Here is an 18,380-nt window from a genome sequence, read left to right on the forward strand (position 1 = left end):
CCGATGACCCTTGTCGCGACCCTGATAGCAAACGAGGCCCGCCCCGCCATCACCGATGCGGTGCTGGCTGAGGCGCGCCTGGTTCTCGCGACCGAGCATCAGCCGCGCATCCTGCACGGCGAGGTCGCCGCCGAGTTGCTGGTGCCGGGGGCTGCGGTCGCCGCGCCGGCGTTCACCGCGCGGTTGCGGACGGCGCTCGCGGGCGAGCCGATCGACGTCGCGGTGCTGCCGGCGGACGCCCACCGGCGCAGGCGCCTGTTCCTCGCGGACATGGACTCGACCATGATCGAGCAGGAATGCATCGACGAGCTCGCCGACACGATCGGCCTGAAGCAGCAGGTCTCGGCGATCACCGAGCGCGCGATGCGCGGCGAGATCGCCTTCGAGCCCGCTCTGCGCCAGCGCGTCGCCCTGCTTCGCGACGTGTCGGCCGGCGTCGTCGACGCGCTGATCCGCGACCGGCTGACCCTGACGCCGGGCGGTCGCACGCTCGTGCACACGATGAAGGCGCACGGCGCACGCACCTGCCTGGTGTCGGGCGGCTTCACGCTGTTCACCGGGCCGATCGCCGAAGCGCTCGGCTTCGACGAGCATCACGCCAACCGGCTCGGTCTCTCGGACGGGCGCCTGACCGGCATGGTGGACGACCCGATCGTCGGGCGTGCCGAGAAGCGCGCGACGCTGATCGCGCTCCGCGATGGCCTCGGACTGGACGTTGCGGAGACGATGGCGGTCGGCGACGGGGCCAACGACCTCGACATGCTCGGCGAAGCGGGCCTCGGCGTGGCGTTTCGCGCGAAGCCGGCTGTGGCCGCCGCGGCGCGCGCCCGGATCGAGCACGGCGACCTGAGCGCGCTGCTCTACCTGCAGGGCTACATGGCGAGCGAGTTCGTCGCCTGACCGCCGTCAGTGCAGGCTGCGGACGAGCGCGACGACCGCGCCGAGGATCGCGACCGTCTGGAACCCGATCATCCCGAACATCCACTTGATGATGTCGGACTTCGCCGTCGCAATGTCCACGCGGGTTGCTAGACGCAGGGCATCGATGTCCGCCTTCGTCGAGAAGCGCAGCGCATCGATGTCATGTCGGACCGCGACGATGTCGGCCTGCGTCGTCACGCGGAACGCTTCGATGTCGTGCCGGACATCCGCGATGTCGGTCTTGGTCGGAATGCCGCTGGCGAACACCTCGGACATGGCGTCCGCCATCCCCTCCGCCTGCTCCGGCGTGAGGTGAGCCTTCTCGTGCAGGTTGCGCGCGAACTTCAACGTATCGAAGGCGATGGCGTTCACGGGGGCGGCCGACTCGCGCGCGGGCATCCGCCGGATGCGAAGGGTGACGGGTTCGATCCTTGCGGGCAAGGCATCCGCCAGCTTTCGTCCGCCACCAAAAAGAACGCCGCCGCCCGGATCAGGCGGCGGCGTCGGTTCGTGCCGTTATCTTCGCGAAAAGGTCAGTCCAGGCCGATCGCCACGAACCGGACGTCGCCAGTCGCGCTGGCGACCAGCAGAAGCACCGACTTGCGGGAATCCTTGCGAAGAGCCTCGACGCGCTTGGTCACGTCGGCCGGCGTGTTGACCGCCTCCTGCCCGACCTCGACGATGACTTCGCCCGGCTGGATGCGCTTGTCGGCCGCGGTCGAGTTCGGGTCGACGCGGGTGACGACCACGCCCTTCACGCCGTCCTTGATGCTGTACTTCCGGCGAAGCTCGTCGGTAAGGCCCGAGAGGTTGAGGCCGAGCGCCTGACGCGTGGCGCTCTCGGCCTCGGGCTGGCGAAGGTTGGCGAGCTGCGGCTTGTCGCTGTCCTCGAGACGGCCGAGCGTCACGGCCTTGGTGCTCTCCTCACCCTTCCGGACGACGACGACGTCGACCTTCTGCCCGACCGGGGTCGAGGCGACGATGCGCGGCAGGTCGCTCGAGGCCTTCACCGCCGTGCCGTTGAACTTGACGATCACGTCGCCGACCTCGAGGCCCGAGGTCTTGGCCGGCCCCTTCTCGTCGACGCCGGCGATCAGCGCGCCCTTGGCGCCCCCCTTCAGCCCGAGCGCTTCGGCGGTGGCGTCGTCCACGTTCTGGATGCGCACGCCGAGCCAGCCGCGACGGACCTCGCCGAACTCGCGGAGCTGGTCGATCACCGGCTTGGCCGAGCTCGACGGGACGGCGAAGCCGATGCCGACGGAGCCGCCGGTCGGCGACAGGATCGCCGTGTTGATGCCGATCACCTCGCCGTCCATGTTGAACAGCGGGCCGCCCGAATTGCCCTTGTTGATGGCCGCATCGGTCTGCAGGTAGTTGTCGTAGGGACCGGACTCGATGTTGCGGCCGCGCGCCGAGACGATGCCGGCCGACACCGAGCCGCCGAGGCCGAACGGGTTGCCGATCGCGATGACCCAGTCGCCGGCGCGCATCTTGTCCGAATCGCCGAACGGCACCGCCTTCAGCGGGCGCTCGGCCGTCGGCTTCACGCGCAGCACGGCGAGGTCGATCTTGGAATCCTTGCCGATGATCTCGGCCTTCAGCTTCGTGCCGTCGTGCAGGATCACCTGGATGTCGTTGGCGTCGCCGATGACGTGGTTGTTCGTCACCACGATCCCGGACGCGTCGATGATGAAGCCGGAGCCGAGCGAGCTCGACTTGCGCTGCTGGCGCGGGTTGTCGCTCTCGCCGCGCTGCTCCGGTCCGCCGCGCCCGCCGCGCTTGTTGAAGAATTCCTCGAACAAGTCCTCGAACGGGGTCCCGGGCGGCAGCTGCGGGCCGGCGCGGTTGCCGGGGCGCGCTTCGACGGTGGTCGACGCCGAGATGTTGACCACCGCGTCGTCGACCTTCTCCGCAAGGTCGGCGAGCGAATCCGGCCCCTTGGCATAGGCCGGCATCGCCACGGACGAGGATGCGATCAGGATCGCGGCGGCGACGGACCGCGCGGAGCGGCGGAACCGGGCGAGGGGATGCGCGGGCGCGCTCGCGGCGGGGTGCATGATCGACCTCTTCAAGAACGCGTTTCCGGTGCTGTCGGGTGCCGCCGATCGGCGGCCGGCGGTTCGATGGCCGCCTTAAGATCGGCGGCGGCCCGCCCCGTTCAAGGGCGGGCCGCCTGCGTCATGGTCAGCGTGCCGGGCCGGTCGAGCCGGTCGTCGCCGCCGGATCGGACCCGCGCGGCGCCCCGCCCTGCGCCGCCTTGCCCTGCGGATCGCTGAAGTAGCGGAAGAAGTCCGAGTTCGGGCTCATCACCAGCCGGGTCTCGTTCCCCTTCAGCCCGGTCTCGTAGGCCTGCATCGAGCGATAGAAGCTGAAGAAGCCCGCATCCTTCCCGAAGGCCTCGGCGAGGATGCGGTTCTTGTCCGCGTCGCCCTGGCCGCGCAGCTTCTCCGCCGTCTGGGTCGCGTCGGCGAGGATCACGGTCACGTCCCGGTCGGCCTTCGCCTTGATCGTCGCGGCGATCTGGTCGCCGTTGGCGCGGATGTCGGCGGCCTCGCGCTCGCGCTCGGTCTTCATCCGGCGATAGACCGCGACGCTGTTCTGGGCGGGCAGGTCGACGCGGGTCATCCGCAGGTCGACGATCTGCACGCCAAGCGCCTTGGCCTCCCGGTTCACGTCCTCCTGGATCTGGTTCATCAGGCGGGTGCGCTCGGTCTTGACGATGGCGTCGCGTGTCGAGCGCGCCAGGACGTTGCGCAGGGACGAGTTGGTGAAGCTCGCGAGGCGCTGGTTGGCCAGCGCGACGTTGTTCACCGACTGGTAGAACCGCAGCGGATCGACGATCCGGTAGCGGGCGAAGGCGTCGACCTCGAGGTTCTGCCGGTCGGCGGTCAGGAGCGTCTGCACCGGCAGGTCGAGGTCGAGGACGCGCTTGTCGAAGAGCACCACGTTCTCGACGAAGGGCAGCTTGAAGTAGAGCCCGGGCTTGTCCTCGCCGGTCTGGTTCAGGACGGCGCGGACGCGGCCGAACTGAAGCACCAGCGCCTGCTGCATCTGCCCGACGGTGAAGACCGAGGCATAGAAGGCGAGTGCGAGGGCGGCGGCGACGACCGCCGAGCCCGTGCGGATGGCCTGTGCGTTCATCGGGCCGCTCCATTGGTCTGCGCCGGGGCGGGGGTGCGGGACCCGAACTCGGCCAGCGGCAGCACCGGCACGACGCCCGCGGCACCGGTCGCGCCGGAGCCGGCGACGCCCTGATCGATGATCACCTTGTTCACGGAGCCGAGCACCTTCTCCATCGTCTCCAGGAAGATCCGCTCGCGGCTGATCGCCGGGGCGGTCTTGTAGGAGGCGTAGACCTCGTCGAAGCGCGCGGCCTGGCCCGTCGCGTCGGCGGTCGCCTTGGTCTTGTAGGCTTCCGCCGCCTGGACGATCTGCGAGGCACGGCCGCGGGCCTGCGGGACCTCGCGGCTGGCATAGGTCTTCGCCTCGTTCTGCGCCGTGTCGGCGTCCTGCTGGGCCGCGTTCACGTCGATGAAGGCGGGCCGGACTTCCGGCGGCGGGTTGACGCTGACGAGCTGCACCACCTCGATGCGCACGCCGGCGCCGTACTCGTCGAGCGCATTCTGGGTGATCTCCTTGACCTCCTGCGCGACGCTCGACTGCTCGTTCGTCAGGATCGCCTGGATGTTGCGGCGGCCGACCACCTCGCGCATCGCGCTCTCGGCGATCGCCTTGATCGTGCCTTCCGGGTTCTGGAGATTGAACACGTAGTCCGAGGCCTTGAGTGGGTTCACGCGCCACTGCACCTCGAAGTCGAGGTCGACGATGTTCTCGTCGCCCGTCAGCATCAGGCTCTCGTCGGGCATGTCGCGCGAGCGCGCCTGGGTTCCGCCGCCGGAGCGGAAGCCGACCTGGATCGAGTTCACCTGGCCGACGTTCGGCTTGATCACGCCGCCGACCGGATAGGGGAAGTTGTAGCGCAGGCCCTCGCCCTTGGAGCCGACGTAGCGCCCGAAGATCGTCTCGATGCCGACCTGGTTGGGGGCGACGGTGTAGAAGCCGGTCGCGAGCCAGAGGCCCACCGCCAAGGCGCCGATCACCACGAAGCTCTTGCCGCCGCCGAGCGAGCCGCCCGGCATCACGCCGCGCAGGCGGTCCTGGCCGCGGCGCAGAAGATCCTCGAGATTGGGCGGTGTCTTGCCGCCACCGCCACCGCCGCTGCCCCAGGGGCCGCCGCCATTGCCGCCGCCGCCACGACCCCAGGGACCTCCCCCGCCGCCACTGCCGCCGCTCTGATTGCTCCAAGGCATGCTAGCCGTCTTCTCCTGCCTGCTGCGGGATTGCCCGCGCGCCAACGGTTCGAACCGCCCGAACGGCCCGCGACCGTGTCCAAACCTGCCCGGATGAGGCAGCCACCGGAACGAGCGGAGGCCTACGCACCTGCGAGGGACCGTCGCCTGCTGTCAAGGCAAGCAGGTGGGCATCGGCGCCGCCTTTGGCAACCGCGACCGGACGCCCCTCCACATCCGAGGGAAATCGTGGTTTTCACGGGATGCGTTCGAGGTCCACGAACGTGTAGGCGTGCTCGTCGTGCGGACCGGCCGGATGCGCCTCGCGGAAGGTCTCGCGAAACAGGGTCCGGTCGAAGGCGGGGAAGCGCGTATCGCCGTCCGGGCTCGCCGCGACCTCGGTCAGCCTGAGGGCGTCGGCATGGGGGAGCGCGAGCCGGTAGATCTCGGCGCCGCCGACCACCATCAGCTCCTCGGCCGCCGCGGCCGCCAGCGCCTGCGACCAATCGTGAACCGTCTCGATCCCGTCGGCCGCGAAGGCGGGATCGCGGGTCATGACCAGCGTGCGGCGACCCGGCAGGGGGCGGCCGATCGAGGCGTAGGTCTTGCGCCCCATCAGCATCGGCTTGCCCATGGTCACCGCCTTGAACCGTTTCAGGTCGCCGCGCAGGTGCCACGCGAGCCCGTTGTCCCGGCCGATCACGCCGTTCTCGGCCAAGGCTACCACCAAGGTGATCTTGACCGGCCGCATACCGGCCCCGTGCGTCGGGGACGGCATCAGACGGCCACCGGCGCGCGGATGGCGGGATGGGGCTCGTAGCCCTCGATCGCGATGTCCTCGTAGCGGAAGGCGAACAGGTCGCGGACCTCCGGGTTGAGGCGCAGCGTCGGCAGCGGCCGCGGCGCGCGCGTGAGCTGGAGGCGCGCCTGGTCGAGGTGATTCCGGTAGAGATGCGCGTCACCGAAGCTGTGGACGAAATCGCCGGGGCGCAGCCCGGTGACCTGCGCGATCATCGCGGTCAGCAGGGCGTAGCTCGCGATGTTGAACGGCACGCCGAGGAAGACGTCGGCCGAGCGCTGGTAGAGCTGGCACGAGAGCCGCCCGTCGGCGACGTAGAACTGGAACAGGCAGTGGCACGGTGCCAGCGCCATCCGGTCGAGGTCGGCCGGGTTCCAGGCCGAGACGATGAGACGGCGCGAATCGGGATTGCGGCGGATCTCGTCGACGACCCAGGCGATCTGGTCGACGGTGCCGCCGCCGGGCTTCTCCCAGGAACGCCACTGCTTGCCGTAGACCGGGCCGAGATCGCCCTGCGCGTCAGCCCACTCGTCCCAGATCGTCACGCCGTTGGCGCGCAGCGCGCCGACATTGGTGTCGCCGGTGAGGAACCACAGCAGCTCGTGGATGATCGAGCGCAGGTGCAGCTGCTTGGTGGTGACCAGGGGAAAGCCCCGGCCGAGATCGAACCGCATCTGGTGGCCGAACACCGAGAGGGTGCCGGTGCCGGTGCGGTCTTCCTTGGTGCAGCCCTCGTCGAGGATGCGGGTGAGCAGCTGGTGATACGCGTCCATCATCCGACTTCCTGCCCGCGTTCGCGGGCGTTGCCAAGAGCGGGTCGCGGGCGGAGGGCCGACGGCGCGCGTGCGGCTTCGCGGGACTGGATGGAGCGGTCCGACCTGCTATCACTCGTTCATGGCTTCACGTGCGTCCGCTCCCCGTCCTCGCGAACAGGCACAGGGCGCGCGACCTCCCTCCGTCGAGCGGCTTCTCGGTGACGAAGCCTCCGTCGCGCTGGTCGAGAGGTTCGGCCGAACCGCTCTCCGGGACGCGATCCGCGACGATCTCGCCGCGATCCGGGCCGGCGGGGACGGCGTGCCGGAGGCGGCCGAGATCCTCGCCCGCGTCGGCCATGCTCTGGCCCGGCAGGCGAGCCCGTCCTTGCGGCCGGTCTTCAACCTCACCGGCACCGTTCTGCACACCAATCTCGGCCGCGCCCTGCTGCCGCCCGAGGCGGCCGCCGCGGTATCGGCGGTGATGACGGGCGCGAGCAACCTTGAGTTCGACCTCGCCACGGGCGAGCGCGGCGAGCGCGACGACCATGTCGAGGCGCTGATCTGTCGGCTGACCGGGGCGGAGGCGGCGATCGTCGTCAACAACAACGCGGCGGCCGTCTTCCTCGTCCTGAACGCGCTCGCGATGCGCAAGGAGGTGGTGGTCTCCCGCGGCGAGCTCGTGGAGATCGGCGGCTCGTTCCGCGTGCCCGACGTGATGGCGCGGGCCGGGTGTCGCCTGCGCGAGGTCGGCACCACGAACCGGACCCACCTGCGCGACTTCGACGAGGCGCTCGGCCCGCGCACCGGCCTGGTGATGCGGGTCCATCCCAGCAACTACGAGATCCGCGGGTTCACGGCGCAGCCCCGCGAGGAGGCGCTCGGCGCGCTCTGCCGCGAGCGCAGCGTGCCGCTGGCGCTCGACCTCGGCAGTGGCAGCCTGATCGATCTGGCCGCGCATGGCCTGCCGCCGGAGCCGACCGTGCGGGCCGCCCTCGCCCATGCCGACCTCGTCACCTTCAGCGGCGACAAGCTCCTCGGCGGGGTCCAGTGCGGGATCGTCGCCGGGCGCGCCGACCTGCTGCGTAAGGTTCGCAAGAGCCCGTTGAAGCGCGCGTTGCGGGTCGACAAGATGACCTACGCCGCGCTCGAGGCGACGCTGCGGCTCTACCTGCATCCCGAGCGCTTGGCCGAGCGCCTGCCGACGCTGCGCCTCCTGACGCGCCCGGCCGAGGCGATCGACGCCCAGGCGCGCCGGCTCGCGCCGGAGGTGGCACGTCGCCTCGCCGGCCGGGCGGAGGTCGCGGTCGCGGCCTGCAGCAGCCAGATCGGCTCGGGCGCCCTGCCGGTGGAGACCCTGCCGAGCGCCTGTCTGGTCCTGACCCCGCCCGCGGGCGAGGGCGGGCGCCGCGGCGGTGCCTGGCCGAAGCGCATGGCCGCCCTCCTGCGCGATCTGCCGGTCCCGGTGATCGGCCGGATCGCCGACGGCGCCCTGCACCTCGACCTGCGCACGCTTGAGGACGAGCCCGGCCTGCTCGCGAGCCTCGACGCGCTCGCCGCCTGAGACGGCAAGTGGCTCCATGCAATAAGTGGCTCTATGCAATGAGGTTTGCGACGGAATTTCACGTTCGCCCCCTCACCGATCGGACATATCGTGCTATGCGGGAAGGCCGGGGCGACGCGCGAGCGCGACGGAGACTCGCGCGTGACGATGTGGGCGACTGAGATGGCGTGCATGACGGAGGCGACGCGGGAGGCGCCCGAGGCGGAAGCCGAGCGGACCAGGGATCCCCTGCTGCTCGACAACCAGCTCTGCTACGCCCTCTATGCGGCCGCGCACCGGATGACGAAGTCATACCGCCCGCTGCTGGAGCGGATCGGGCTGACCTACCCGCAATATCTCGTGCTGATGGTCCTGTGGGAGACCGACGGGGTCACCGTCTCCGAAATCGGGCGGCGCCTGCGCCTCGATTCCGGCACGCTGACGCCGGTGCTCAAGCGGCTCGAGGCGGCCGGCTTGCTCCAGCGCAACCGACGCCGCTCCGACGAGCGCGAGGTCGAGATCGCCCTGACCGAGAAGGGGCGTGCCCTGCGCGCCGACGCGGCGGAGGTGCGCCAGAGCGTCATGTGCCAGCTCGATCTGACCGAGCCCGAGGTGCAGGCGATGCGCATCGACCTGAACCACCTCATCGACAGCCTGTCGAAGGACTGACCGCACGGCTCGCCTAGGGAGCGGCTTCCTTGGCGATGCCGGCGAGGCCCGCCTCGTAGACGCCGGCGATGTCGGCGACCGCCTCGGCCTCGGTCATCCCCTCCGCCTCGAAGCGCGCGGTCCAGGTGACCGTCGCGCCCTTGCCGATCGGCGTGACCGAGAGCGTCGACGTGTAGTCCTTCGCGGGCAACGGCCCGGAGACGAGCCTGTAGGAATAGCTCAGCGCCGCCTCGTCCCGCGCGGTCTCGATCTCGATGAGCGTGCCGAGGCCGCCCGCCGCGACGAGGGCGCGCACCGGGGCGCCGTCTTCCGATGACAGCGTGCAGCGCGTCACCTGCGGGTGCCACCGCGCGATGTCGCAGAAGCCGCCGATCAACGACCAGATCGCGGCGGGCGGCGCGGCGACGATGCGGGAGCGGGTCACTTCCAGCGCCGAGGCGGCCCCGGCATGCGCGACGATGCCGAGCGAGACCGCGAAGACGAGGTGCCCGTGCGACGGCTTGCGGATCCCGGTCGTGCGCGCTCGCGTCTGCATGGTCGGCCTCGTCCGCTTCACGATCTCCACCTAGGGCGGCGCGCCTGGCGATCACGCCTTTGCCGCGAGGATCGCCCATCCGTGCGGCGAAAGGCGGATGCGGGCCTGGGCTTCGCCCTCGCCGATCACCTCGCCCTGCCCGGCTTCGAGGCCGAGCGCGCCCGGCGCCGGCTGCTCCGACGGCTCGTTCGACAGGTTAAGGGCGAGGAGGAGCCGTTGCCCGTCGCCGTGCGCTTCCAGCGTCAGGGCGGTGTTGGTCAGGTGCAGCGCGCGCGTCCGCGCCGTGTGCAGCCACGGATGCCGCCGGCGCAGGGCGATGAGGTCCTGATGCAGCCGGTAGGTCGGCCAGCCTTCCGGCGCGAGGTCGTCGGGGCTCGGGGGGAAGGCCGGGCGGACGGCGTCGTCGCCGCCGGCCCGGTCCTCCTTGATGCCGCGGAAGGCCTGCTCGTCGCCGGCATAGATCGAGGGCGTGCCGCCGACGGTGAGCAGCACCGCCAGGGCATGGGGCAGGTGCCGGATGTCGGCGATCCGGCTCGCGATCCGGGTGACGTCGTGGTTGCCGACGAAGGTCATCGGCACGAAGGCGTCGAGAAAGTCGTCGTGCCGCTTCAGGGCGTGTGCCAGCTCGAACAGGTTGCGGTCGTTGAAGCCGCTCCAGATTGCCTTCCACAGCTCGTACTGCGTCACCGAATCGAGGCCGGTCTCGGCGAGCATGCCGGCGTAATCGCCGTGGATCACCTCGCCGACGAGGTAGGCGTCCGGATGCGCCGCGCGGACCCGCGGCAGGACGCGCGTCCAGAAGGCGCGCGGGACGGCGTAGGCCGCGTCGAGGCGCCAGCCGTCTGCGCCGCGGGCCAGCCAGTGGTTCATCACCGCGACGACGTGGTCGGCGACCTCTGGGTGGTCGTGGTTCAGGGTGACCAGGGCGCTGTGGCCCTCGAAGCAGCGGTGGTCCGGTACGTCGCCGGGGTTGGTGCCCTCCGGCCAGGACAGGTGGAACCAGCCGGCCCGGGCGGCGGACGGGCCCTCGTCGAGGACAGTGCGGAACGCCGGAAAATCCTGCCCGACATGGTTGAACACGCCGTCGAGCAGGACCTTCAGCCCGCGGGCATGGGCCGCCGCGATCAGCCGGTCGAAGTCGGCCTCGTCGCCGAGCCGCGGGTCGATGCGCAGGTAGTCGATCGTGTCGTAGCCGTGGGTCTCGGACGCGAAGATCGGGCCGAGCGCGAGGCCGGTCGCGCCGAGATCGGCGGCGTAGTCGAGCCAGGCGACGATGTGGTCCAGGCGATGCGCGACCTCGGCGCCGCGTCGGCGCGTGCCTTCCGCCCCGACGAAGCCGAGCGGGTAGACCTGCCACCACACGGTGTCGCGAATCCAGTCGGGCATGAAGGTGCGTGATCCTCGGCCGGCGCGGCCCTGCCCCGTGACATAGGGCGCACCCGGCAAAATCAGCGGCGCAGCCGGTTGCCGAGCACGAAGCCGTACAACCCCATCAGGATGATGCCGGCGGCGCCTTCGATGCCGACGAGCAGGTTGGTGAAGCGGCCGATCGGCTTGACGCCGATCTCCGGCGGGTTCGCCGTCATCATGTTGAGCGCGCTGTAGCTCAGCCAGTCGACGGCGTTCCGGGTCGGCTCGGTCGACCCGTCCGGGATCAGGCCGCCGGCGAAACCGAACAGGACCGCGAAGACGACGATCAGGATGGCGAAGGCGCGGGCGATCCGCGACAGGCTCTCGCCGTAGTCGCACAGCCACTCGACGAAGCGGTCCGAAGTCCAGCGGTAGCCGTGGCGCAGGAACGCCCGCCCGTCCCGTGCGGTCCAGGCCGCGCGGGTCTTCTCCCCGGCCTCGAACCGTCCCATCCTTCGGCCGCGCTTGTACGCCCAGCTCGCCTCGTCGTGGCTCCCGATGCTCTTCAGGTTCTGCTCCAGCGCGAGGTAGCTCGCCTGCGCGCCGGTGTAGTCGCCCGCGGCCTCCTCGCCGACCATGCCGCCGAGCTGCTCGATCCGCATCCGCGTGCCGTTGAGCCAGGCGCCGGCGAAGCGGGCATGGTGCAGCTTGCACGTGACGAAGTTGAGCCGGACCAGGCTGGTCTCCGAGAGGTCCGCGCCGGAGAGGTCGGCGCCGTCGAGCTTGACGTTCGAGAGGTTGGCGCCGCGAAGCCGCGAGCCGACGAGGCGCGCCTTGGTCAGGCTCGCGCCCTCGAAGTCCGCGTGCGTCAGGTTCACGTCGGAGAGGTCGGCCTCGTCGAGCCGCGCCCCCTTGAAGCTGGTGTCGTCGGCATCCGCCCCGGTGAAGTCCGCGCCCCACAGGTCGGCGCCGGAGAAGTTCGCGCCGTCGAGCAGCGCCTGCGGGAACTTCGCGAAGCGCAACGCCGCGTCGTCGAAGCGTGCATCCTCCAGCATCGCCTCGCGGAAGCTCGCCTGGCCGGCGACGATGCCCCGGAAATCGGTGCCGCTGAGGTCGGCCTCGCCGAGGTCGGCCTCTTCCAGGTTCGCGCCGGCGAAGGTGGCGGAGCGGCCGACCGCGCCGGAGAGGTTCGCCCGCCGCAGGTTCGCGGCCGAGAGGTTCGCCCCTTCCATCCGGGCCCGGTCGAGGACCGCGTCGGCGAGGTTCAGGCCGCCGCATTCGGGGTCCCACCACGCCGGCGCGGGCGCCTCCGGGTCGATGCGCTGCGCGAGCGTTGCGCCCGCGGCGTCGATGCGCACGAGATCGAGCCCGTGCTCGCCGGTCCCGAAGCGGGTGCTCCCCGCGGCGGCGATCCGGTCGAGGACCGCTTCGGTTCGGGCGTCGCGCGGGGCGTCTGCGGCGCGCGGCAGCGGGGTCTCGTTCCGGTCGGACAATCGGGGGCGTGCTTTCGATGATGGCCGGGGCGAGCCGTAGCACGGCCGACCGTCCGCCGCCGACCCTGCGCGCGCGCGATGTTTGCCGCATGCGCCCGACCGGACCCTTTCGCACCGACGGACGGTTCTTCCCCGATGATCGCGCCTTCGGCCCGATCCGCGAACGCGAAGTTGGAGTCTCGGGAATGACGGATTCGGTGCAGCTCGATCCCTACGAGGGGCCGGCCGGCGGCTGGGGGTCGGCGAAGTCGCTGACCGAGATCCTGCTGCGCGAGCAGATCCCCGTCACCGGCGGGTTGATGCTGCGCCACCAAAACAAGCCCGGCGGGTTCATGTGCGTCAGCTGCGCCTGGGCCAAGCCCGGCAAGCCGGCGGTGTTCGAGTATTGCGAGAACGGCGCCAAGGCCACCGCGTGGGAGGTGACGCGCAAGCGCGTCGGCGCCGACTTCTTCGCCGCCCATACCGTGACCGAGCTCGCCGGCTGGCGCGACTACGATCTCGAGGAGCTCGGCCGCCTCACCGTGCCGCTGCGCTGGGACGCGGCGACCGACCGGTACCGGCCGGTCTCGTGGGACGACGCCTTCGCGGAGATCGGCGCCGAGCTGAAGGCGCTCGAGCCGAAGCAGGCGGTGTTCTACGCCTCGGGCCGCGCCTCGCTCGAGACCTCGTACATGTACGGCCTGCTGGCGCGGCTCTACGGCAACAACAACCTGCCCGACTCGTCGAACATGTGCCACGAATCGACCTCCGTGGCCCTGCCCGAGAGCATCGGCTCGCCGGTCGGCACCGTGTTGCTGGAGGCGTTCGAGCATACCGACTGCATCCTGTTCTTCGGCCAGAACCCCGGCTCGAACGCGCCGCGGATGCTGCACCCGCTGCAGGACGCCAGCCGGCGCGGCGTCCCGATCATCACCTTCAACCCGTTCCGCGAGCGCGGGCTGGAGCGCTTCACCAACCCGCAGGCGCCGCTCGAGATGCTGACGCGATCCGAGACGCGGATCTCGTCGCAGTACCTCCAGGTGAAGGCCGGCGGCGACCTCGGGGCGATCTACGGCATCTGCAAGGCGCTGCTGGCGCTCGATGACGCGGCGATCGCGAGCGGGGCGGAGCGGGTTCTCGACACCGCCTTCATCGCCGAGCACACCCAGGGCTTCGAGGCGTTCGCGGCCTCCGTGCGCGAAAAGACCTGGGACCAGCTCGAGCGGCATTCCGGCCTGACGCGGAAGGCCTTGGAGCAGACGGCCGCGACCTACGCCAAGGCGAAGGCGACGATCGGCGTCTACGGAATGGGGCTGACGCAGCACCGCATGGGCGTCGAGACGGTGCAGGCCCTGGTCAATCTGCTCCTGATGCGCGGCAACATCGGGAAGCGCGGCGCCGGCATCTGCCCGGTCCGGGGGCACTCCAACGTCCAGGGGCAGCGCACGGTCGGCATCACCGAGAAGCCGGAGCTGGTGCCGAACGACAAGCTGCGGCAGCTCTACGATTTCGAGCCGCCGATGGAGAAGGGCCTCAACACCGTCGAGGCCTGCGAGGGCATCCTCGACGGGTCGGTGAAGGCGTTCGTGGCGCTCGGCGGGAACTTCATCCGCGCCGTCCCTGAGACCACGCTGATGGAGGCGGCCTGGAAGACGCTGCGCCTGACGGTGCAGATCTCGACCAAGCTCAACCGCAACCACCTGATCCACGGCGAGGTCGCCTACATCCTGCCCTGCCTCGGCCGGATCGAGATCGACCAGCAGGCCGGAGGACGGCAGGCGGTCTCGATGGAGGATTCGACCGCGTGCATCCACGGCTCGAAGGGCTATGCCGAGCCGGCGGGACCGGAACTGCTTTCCGAGCCGCGGATCGTCGCCGGGATCGCCAAGGCGACGCTGGCGCCCAATCCGCGAATCGACTGGGATCGCTGGGGCAGCGACTACGCCAGCGTGCGCGACGCGATCGAGGCGACCTATCCGGATCAGTTCAAGGACTTCAACGCGCGGATGTGGACGCCCGGCGGCTTCCGCCGTCCGATCCCCGCGGCCGACCGCGATTGGAAGACCGAGAGCGGCAAGGCGAACTTCGTCACCCCCCGCGGGCTGTCGGCCGATCCCGACACCGAGCAGGCTGATCCGGACGTGATGCGTCTCATCACGATGCGGTCGAACGATCAGTTCAACACCACGATCTACGGCTACGACGATCGCTTCCGCGGCGTCAAAGGCACGCGCATGGTGCTGTTCATGAACCGCGACGACATCGCCCGCCTCGGCCTGCGCGATGCGCAGAACGTCGATCTCGTCGGTGCGGCCAACGACCAGGTCGTTCGGCGGGTGGATGGGTTTCGGGTGCTCGCCTACGACATCCCGAAGGGTTGCGTCGGCGGCTACTACCCCGAATGCAATCCGCTGATCCCGCTCTGGCACCATGCCGAGCGCAGCAAGGTGCCCGCGGCGAAGTCGGTCCCGGTGCGGATCGAGGTCGCCTCGGCCTGAGACCGGTCGCGGGCGAGGGACGACCGGCGCTTGGCGGGCGCCGATCCGACGGGTGATCGATCATGGAACGCCGGCCCGAGCCTTTCGGGTCGGCGTTGGGCCGTCAGCCCTCGGCCTGTATCTCGGGCGCCATGTAAGGGCGGCCCTCGGCGGTCAGCGCCCGGTCGACGGCCTCGATCGCGACGAGGATGCGGGTCAGGTCCTCGGCCATCGAGACCGGCGCGAGATCGATCCCGGCGAGCCGCTTGGTCATCGCGTTGCGCTGGCGTGCGAGCACGGTTCGGGCGCGGTGCAGGTCTTCGATTTCGTCGGCCATCATGATGTGAGTTTCCCTTCGGCCCGGCACGGTATCCGGCCGGCAGCAAAAAGCCCCGCGACCCTCTCGGCCGCGGGGCTCTCCTTCAGTTCGGTACGATGCCGTTACGGGCAGGAATGCCGCTGGCCGTCGTTGCCGAGGTAGGTCTGCGACCGCACATCGTAGGAGCGGAAGCGCTGGATGCAGTAGCTCACCGACTCCTGCGGCCCCGGCGCCACCTCGGTCTGAACCTCGGTGTATCCCGGATTGTAGCCGTAGCCGTAGCCGGCCGGCGCATAGCCGCTGCCGTAGTAGTTGTCGTCGTAGCCGTATCCGCCGTAGCCGTAACCCAGGCCGCCGCCGATCAGCGCGCCGGTCGCCAGCCCGAGGCCGAGCCCGGCAGCGCCGTATCCGAGGCCGCGACCGTACCCGCCGCGGTAACCGCGCCCATAACCGGCGCCGTAGCCCCGGCCGATCCCGCGGTTGGCGAAGCCCGCGTTGTTGGCGAAGCCGCGGTTTCCGCCGAATGCGCCGCGATTGGCGAAGCCGGCATTTCCGCCGAACGCACCTCGGTTGGCGAAGCCGCCGCCGCCGATGCCGCGACCCGCGAAGCCGCCACTACCGAAGCCGCGGCCACCACCGAAGCCACGGCCGCCGCCGAACCCGCCGCCGCCGAAGCCGTGACCGCCGCCGATGCCGCCGCCGCGACCGCCGAAGCCGCGGGCGTCGACCGTCGCCGGAAGCATCGCGAGTGCGCCGACCATCAGCGCGGATGTCAGAACAATCCGTTTCATAAGATTCTCACTCGTTCATCGACATGATGTTGTCGGATAAACAACGCGCGAGAGAGAGAAACGTACCGTTGTATCGTGTGCCCGCGGCGAAACATCCAATCGTCGCGGTCCTCCGTTCAGAAGAAGGCCTGCAGCCCGGTCTGCGCACGCCCGAGGATCAGGGCGTGGACGTCGTGCGTGCCCTCGTAGGTATTGACCGTCTCAAGGTTCTGGGCGTGCCGCATCACGTGGTACTCGCCCATGATGCCGTTGCCGCCGTGCATGTCGCGGGCGGTCCGCGCGATGTCGAGCGCCTTGCCGCAATTGTTGCGCTTGATCAGCGAGATCATCTCCGGCGCCATCTTGCCCTCGTCCATCAGGCGGCCGACGCGTAAGGACGCCTGCAGCCCGAGGGTGATCTCGGTCTGCATGTCGGCGAGCTTCTTCTGGATCAGCTGCGTCTGCGCCAGCGGACGGCCGAACTGCTTGCGCTCCAGGGTGTAGGACCGCGCCCGGTGCCAGCAATCCTCGGCGGCGCCCATCGCCCCCCACGAGATGCCGTAACGGGCGCGGTTGAGGCAGCCGAACGGCCCCTTCAGCCCGGAGACGTTCGGCAGCAGCGCGTCCTCGCCGACCTCGACGCCCTCCATCACGATCTCGCCCGTGGTCGAGGCGCGAAGCGACAGCTTTCCCTTCAGCGTCGGGGCGGAGAGCCCCTTCATGCCCTTCTCCAGGATGAAGCCGCGGATCGCGCCGTCATGCGCGTCGGACTTCGCCCAGACCACGAACACGTCGGCGAAGGGCGCGTTCGAGATCCACATCTTGGCGCCCGACAGGCGGTAGCCGCCGTCGATCTTCTCGGCTCGCGTCTTCATCCCGCCGGGATCCGAGCCGGCATCGGGCTCGGTCAGGCCGAAGCAACCGATGAACTCGCCGGACGCGAGCTTCGGCAGGAACTTGCGGCGCTGCGCCTCGGAGCCGTAGGCGTGGATCGGGTACATCACCAGGGACGACTGCACGCTCATCATCGAGCGGTAGCCGGAATCGACCCGCTCGACGGCGCGGGCCACCAAGCCGTAGGCGACGTAGCCGGCGCCGGCGCAGCCGTACTCCTCCGGGATCGTCACGCCGAGCAGGCCGAGCGCGCCCATCTCGCGAAACAGGTCCGGGTTGGTCTTCTCCTCGGCGTAGGCCTCGACGATGCCGGGCAGCAAACGCTCCTGCGCGAAGTCGTGCGCCACGTCGCGGATCGCGCGCTCGTCCTCGGTGAGCTGGTCGTCGAGCAGGAACGGGTCGTCCCAGACGAAGCCGGCCGACGCCTTGGCCGTGGGGCCGGCGCTTCCGGCAGGCGCGCGCATCGGTGCGTTCATGGTCGGTCCCTCTCCGAGACTGTCTTCGCCGGTTCGGTGGTCCGCCGGTCCGTTGCTCGAGAAGATAGACGGATGCGCGCCGACTTCCACCGCGCCCGGCGCGGCGAAGGGTCAGCCGCGCGCCGCTGTCACGCCCGGCCGAGCAGGGTCAGCCAGGCGATGGTGGTGAAGGGCGCGAGCAGCGTCGAGACCAGCAGGGAGGCCGCGATCAGCCCGGTCTCGGTGCGGTAGCGCATGGCGAGCAGGTAGGCGTTGATGCCGACCGGCATCGCCGCGAACAGGGTCGCGACGCCGGCATAGGCCGGCGGCATCGCGAACACCTTGGTCGCCAGCAGCCACACGATCAGCGGATGCACGACGAGCTTGAGCAGCGCGATCACCACGGCACCCGGCAGGTCGAACAGCACCCGGTAGCGCCGCAGCCCGGCGCCGAGCGCGATCAGCGCGCAGGTCGAGGCGGTCGCCGCGAACATGTCGATCAGCGACTTCGGGATGACGGACGGGACGACGCCGCCCTGCTTCAGCGCCATCCCGATGAGCAGCGCCACGAAGATCGGGTTGCGGATCAGCACGAGAGCGAGGCCGCGCAGGCGCTGCCACAGGGAGCGACCGGCCTCCGCCTCGATCAGGAAGGTGGCGCAGCCCATCATCAGCGGCAGGTGGACGGCGAGCAGCAGGAAGAGCGGGAACGCGCCCTCCTCGCCGTAGGCCTGCAGGATGGTCGGCACGCCGACGAAGATCGTGTTGGACTGGCTCGCAGCGAAGCCGTGCAGGATCGCGCCCTGACGCCCGATGCCGTCCCGCCTCCGCGCAATCAGCGAGCCGGCGAGCCACGACACGCCGGCGCCGCCGAAATAGGCGATCCAGTAGCCCCAGGCGATCTCGCCTTCGAGGCCGGGCCTGGTCAGCGTCGCGATGATCAGCGACGGCACGGCGATGGCGAAGACGTATTCCGACAGGCCCTCGCTCACCTTGTCGGAGAGCAGGCCGGCGAGCGCGGCGCCCCAGCCGATCAGGATGATCCCGAAGATCGGGACGATGATCATCACGGCGTTCACGGGATGGCCGACCGGTTCGTGTTCGAGGAGGTGCCGCGCATAGCACGCCCGTTGCG

17 protein-coding genes are annotated in these 18,380 nt (G+C 70.2%); 4 read left to right on the top strand and 13 right to left on the bottom strand.

The features are described 5' to 3' along the window. Positions 1-3: 3 nt before the first annotated feature. The gene (serB, locus tag FV227_RS01715) at positions 4-900 is read left to right on the top strand and encodes a phosphoserine phosphatase SerB (protein WP_147727448.1); all 897 of its coding nucleotides are present in this window, start codon (positions 4-6) and stop codon (positions 898-900) included. A gap of 6 nt (positions 901-906) precedes the next feature. Here serB and FV227_RS01720 read toward each other — a convergent pair whose 3' ends face one another. The 6 genes from FV227_RS01720 to FV227_RS01745 all read right to left on the bottom strand — a co-directional run bounded on the left by FV227_RS01720 (position 907) and on the right by FV227_RS01745 (position 6,782). Then, positions 907-1,293, bottom strand: coding sequence for a DUF1640 domain-containing protein (locus tag FV227_RS01720; protein WP_147727449.1), 387 nt, complete (start codon positions 1,291-1,293; stop codon positions 907-909). A gap of 161 nt (positions 1,294-1,454) precedes the next feature. Beyond that, positions 1,455-2,978 (bottom strand): Do family serine endopeptidase, encoded by a 1,524-nt coding sequence (locus FV227_RS01725; RefSeq protein ID WP_147727451.1) that lies wholly within the window; start codon positions 2,976-2,978, stop codon positions 1,455-1,457. Positions 2,979-3,105: 127 nt separating this feature from the next. Continuing rightward, complete coding sequence (locus tag FV227_RS01730; RefSeq protein ID WP_147843690.1) at positions 3,106-4,062, bottom strand: protease modulator HflC; 957 nt, start codon at positions 4,060-4,062, stop codon at positions 3,106-3,108. After that, entirely contained in the window at positions 4,059-5,231 is a 1,173-nt protein-coding gene (gene hflK / locus FV227_RS01735) for an FtsH protease activity modulator HflK (protein ID WP_147728693.1), read from the bottom strand. Before hflK ends, FV227_RS01730 begins: the two co-directional genes overlap by 4 nt. A 235-nt stretch (positions 5,232-5,466) precedes the next feature. Beyond that, complete coding sequence (locus FV227_RS01740) at positions 5,467-5,961, bottom strand: dihydrofolate reductase (protein WP_147728696.1); 495 nt, start codon at positions 5,959-5,961, stop codon at positions 5,467-5,469. Between the two features lie 26 nt (positions 5,962-5,987). Then, positions 5,988-6,782 carry a thymidylate synthase gene (locus tag FV227_RS01745; protein ID WP_147728695.1) on the bottom strand — a complete coding sequence of 265 codons (795 nt, stop codon included), beginning with the start codon at positions 6,780-6,782 and terminating at the stop codon, positions 5,988-5,990. A gap of 121 nt (positions 6,783-6,903) precedes the next feature. Between FV227_RS01745 and selA the strand changes: the two genes are divergently transcribed. Together selA and FV227_RS01755 are read left to right on the top strand one after the other, a co-directional pair. Next, positions 6,904-8,325 (top strand): L-seryl-tRNA(Sec) selenium transferase, encoded by a 1,422-nt coding sequence (gene selA, locus FV227_RS01750; RefSeq protein WP_147858177.1) that lies wholly within the window; start codon positions 6,904-6,906, stop codon positions 8,323-8,325. Between the two features lie 171 nt (positions 8,326-8,496). Further along, complete coding sequence (locus FV227_RS01755) at positions 8,497-8,973, top strand: MarR family transcriptional regulator (protein WP_147726067.1); 477 nt, start codon at positions 8,497-8,499, stop codon at positions 8,971-8,973. Positions 8,974-8,986: 13 nt separating this feature from the next. Here the strand turns inward: FV227_RS01755 and FV227_RS01760 are convergent, their stop codons facing one another. From FV227_RS01760 to FV227_RS01770, 3 genes are all read right to left on the bottom strand, one after another. Next, complete coding sequence (locus FV227_RS01760; protein ID WP_147858178.1) at positions 8,987-9,508, bottom strand: SRPBCC family protein; 522 nt, start codon at positions 9,506-9,508, stop codon at positions 8,987-8,989. A gap of 51 nt (positions 9,509-9,559) precedes the next feature. Continuing rightward, on the bottom strand, positions 9,560-10,894 hold the full coding sequence (locus tag FV227_RS01765) for an alpha-amylase family glycosyl hydrolase (protein ID WP_147726056.1): 1,335 nt from the start codon (positions 10,892-10,894) through the stop codon (positions 9,560-9,562). A gap of 62 nt (positions 10,895-10,956) precedes the next feature. Continuing rightward, the gene (locus tag FV227_RS01770) at positions 10,957-12,351 is read right to left on the bottom strand and encodes a pentapeptide repeat-containing protein (protein ID WP_246686523.1); all 1,395 of its coding nucleotides are present in this window, start codon (positions 12,349-12,351) and stop codon (positions 10,957-10,959) included. 185 nt (positions 12,352-12,536) lie between these two features. Between FV227_RS01770 and FV227_RS01775 the strand changes: the two genes are divergently transcribed. Beyond that, positions 12,537-14,828 carry an FdhF/YdeP family oxidoreductase gene (locus FV227_RS01775; protein ID WP_147858179.1) on the top strand — a complete coding sequence of 764 codons (2,292 nt, stop codon included), beginning with the start codon at positions 12,537-12,539 and terminating at the stop codon, positions 14,826-14,828. 103 nt (positions 14,829-14,931) lie between these two features. Here FV227_RS01775 and FV227_RS01780 read toward each other — a convergent pair whose 3' ends face one another. The 4 genes from FV227_RS01780 to FV227_RS01795 all read right to left on the bottom strand — a co-directional run bounded on the left by FV227_RS01780 (position 14,932) and on the right by FV227_RS01795 (position 18,324). Continuing rightward, positions 14,932-15,147 (bottom strand): hypothetical protein, encoded by a 216-nt coding sequence (locus FV227_RS01780; RefSeq protein WP_147726058.1) that lies wholly within the window; start codon positions 15,145-15,147, stop codon positions 14,932-14,934. A 101-nt stretch (positions 15,148-15,248) separates the two neighbouring features. Continuing rightward, complete coding sequence (locus FV227_RS01785; protein WP_246686522.1) at positions 15,249-15,887, bottom strand: BA14K family protein; 639 nt, start codon at positions 15,885-15,887, stop codon at positions 15,249-15,251. A 146-nt stretch (positions 15,888-16,033) separates the two neighbouring features. Continuing rightward, positions 16,034-17,254, bottom strand: a complete 1,221-nt coding sequence (locus FV227_RS01790; protein ID WP_243946291.1) for an acyl-CoA dehydrogenase — start codon at positions 17,252-17,254, stop codon at positions 16,034-16,036. Between the two features lie 140 nt (positions 17,255-17,394). After that, on the bottom strand, positions 17,395-18,324 hold the full coding sequence (locus tag FV227_RS01795; protein ID WP_147858181.1) for an AEC family transporter: 930 nt from the start codon (positions 18,322-18,324) through the stop codon (positions 17,395-17,397). Positions 18,325-18,380 lie beyond the last annotated feature (56 nt).

The organism is Methylobacterium sp. WL119, assembly GCF_008039875.1.
Classification (GTDB): domain Bacteria; phylum Pseudomonadota; class Alphaproteobacteria; order Rhizobiales; family Beijerinckiaceae; genus Methylobacterium.

Coding starts and splice junctions, on each gene's coding strand:
- serB (WP_147727448.1), top strand. CDS start 4: ATGACCCTTGTCGCGACCCTGATAGCAAACGAGGCCCGCCCCGCCATC.
- FV227_RS01725 (WP_147727451.1), bottom strand. CDS start 2,978: ATGCACCCCGCCGCGAGCGCGCCCGCGCATCCCCTCGCCCGGTTCCGC.
- FV227_RS01730 (WP_147843690.1), bottom strand. CDS start 4,062: ATGAACGCACAGGCCATCCGCACGGGCTCGGCGGTCGTCGCCGCCGCC.
- hflK (WP_147728693.1), bottom strand. CDS start 5,231: ATGCCTTGGAGCAATCAGAGCGGCGGCAGTGGCGGCGGGGGAGGTCCC.
- FV227_RS01740 (WP_147728696.1), bottom strand. CDS start 5,961: ATGCGGCCGGTCAAGATCACCTTGGTGGTAGCCTTGGCCGAGAACGGC.
- FV227_RS01745 (WP_147728695.1), bottom strand. CDS start 6,782: ATGGACGCGTATCACCAGCTGCTCACCCGCATCCTCGACGAGGGCTGC.
- selA (WP_147858177.1), top strand. CDS start 6,904: ATGGCTTCACGTGCGTCCGCTCCCCGTCCTCGCGAACAGGCACAGGGC.
- FV227_RS01755 (WP_147726067.1), top strand. CDS start 8,497: ATGACGGAGGCGACGCGGGAGGCGCCCGAGGCGGAAGCCGAGCGGACC.
- FV227_RS01760 (WP_147858178.1), bottom strand. CDS start 9,508: ATGCAGACGCGAGCGCGCACGACCGGGATCCGCAAGCCGTCGCACGGG.
- FV227_RS01765 (WP_147726056.1), bottom strand. CDS start 10,894: ATGCCCGACTGGATTCGCGACACCGTGTGGTGGCAGGTCTACCCGCTC.
- FV227_RS01775 (WP_147858179.1), top strand. CDS start 12,537: ATGACGGATTCGGTGCAGCTCGATCCCTACGAGGGGCCGGCCGGCGGC.
- FV227_RS01780 (WP_147726058.1), bottom strand. CDS start 15,147: ATGATGGCCGACGAAATCGAAGACCTGCACCGCGCCCGAACCGTGCTC.
- FV227_RS01785 (WP_246686522.1), bottom strand. CDS start 15,887: ATGGTCGGCGCACTCGCGATGCTTCCGGCGACGGTCGACGCCCGCGGC.
- FV227_RS01790 (WP_243946291.1), bottom strand. CDS start 17,254: ATGCGCGCGCCTGCCGGAAGCGCCGGCCCCACGGCCAAGGCGTCGGCC.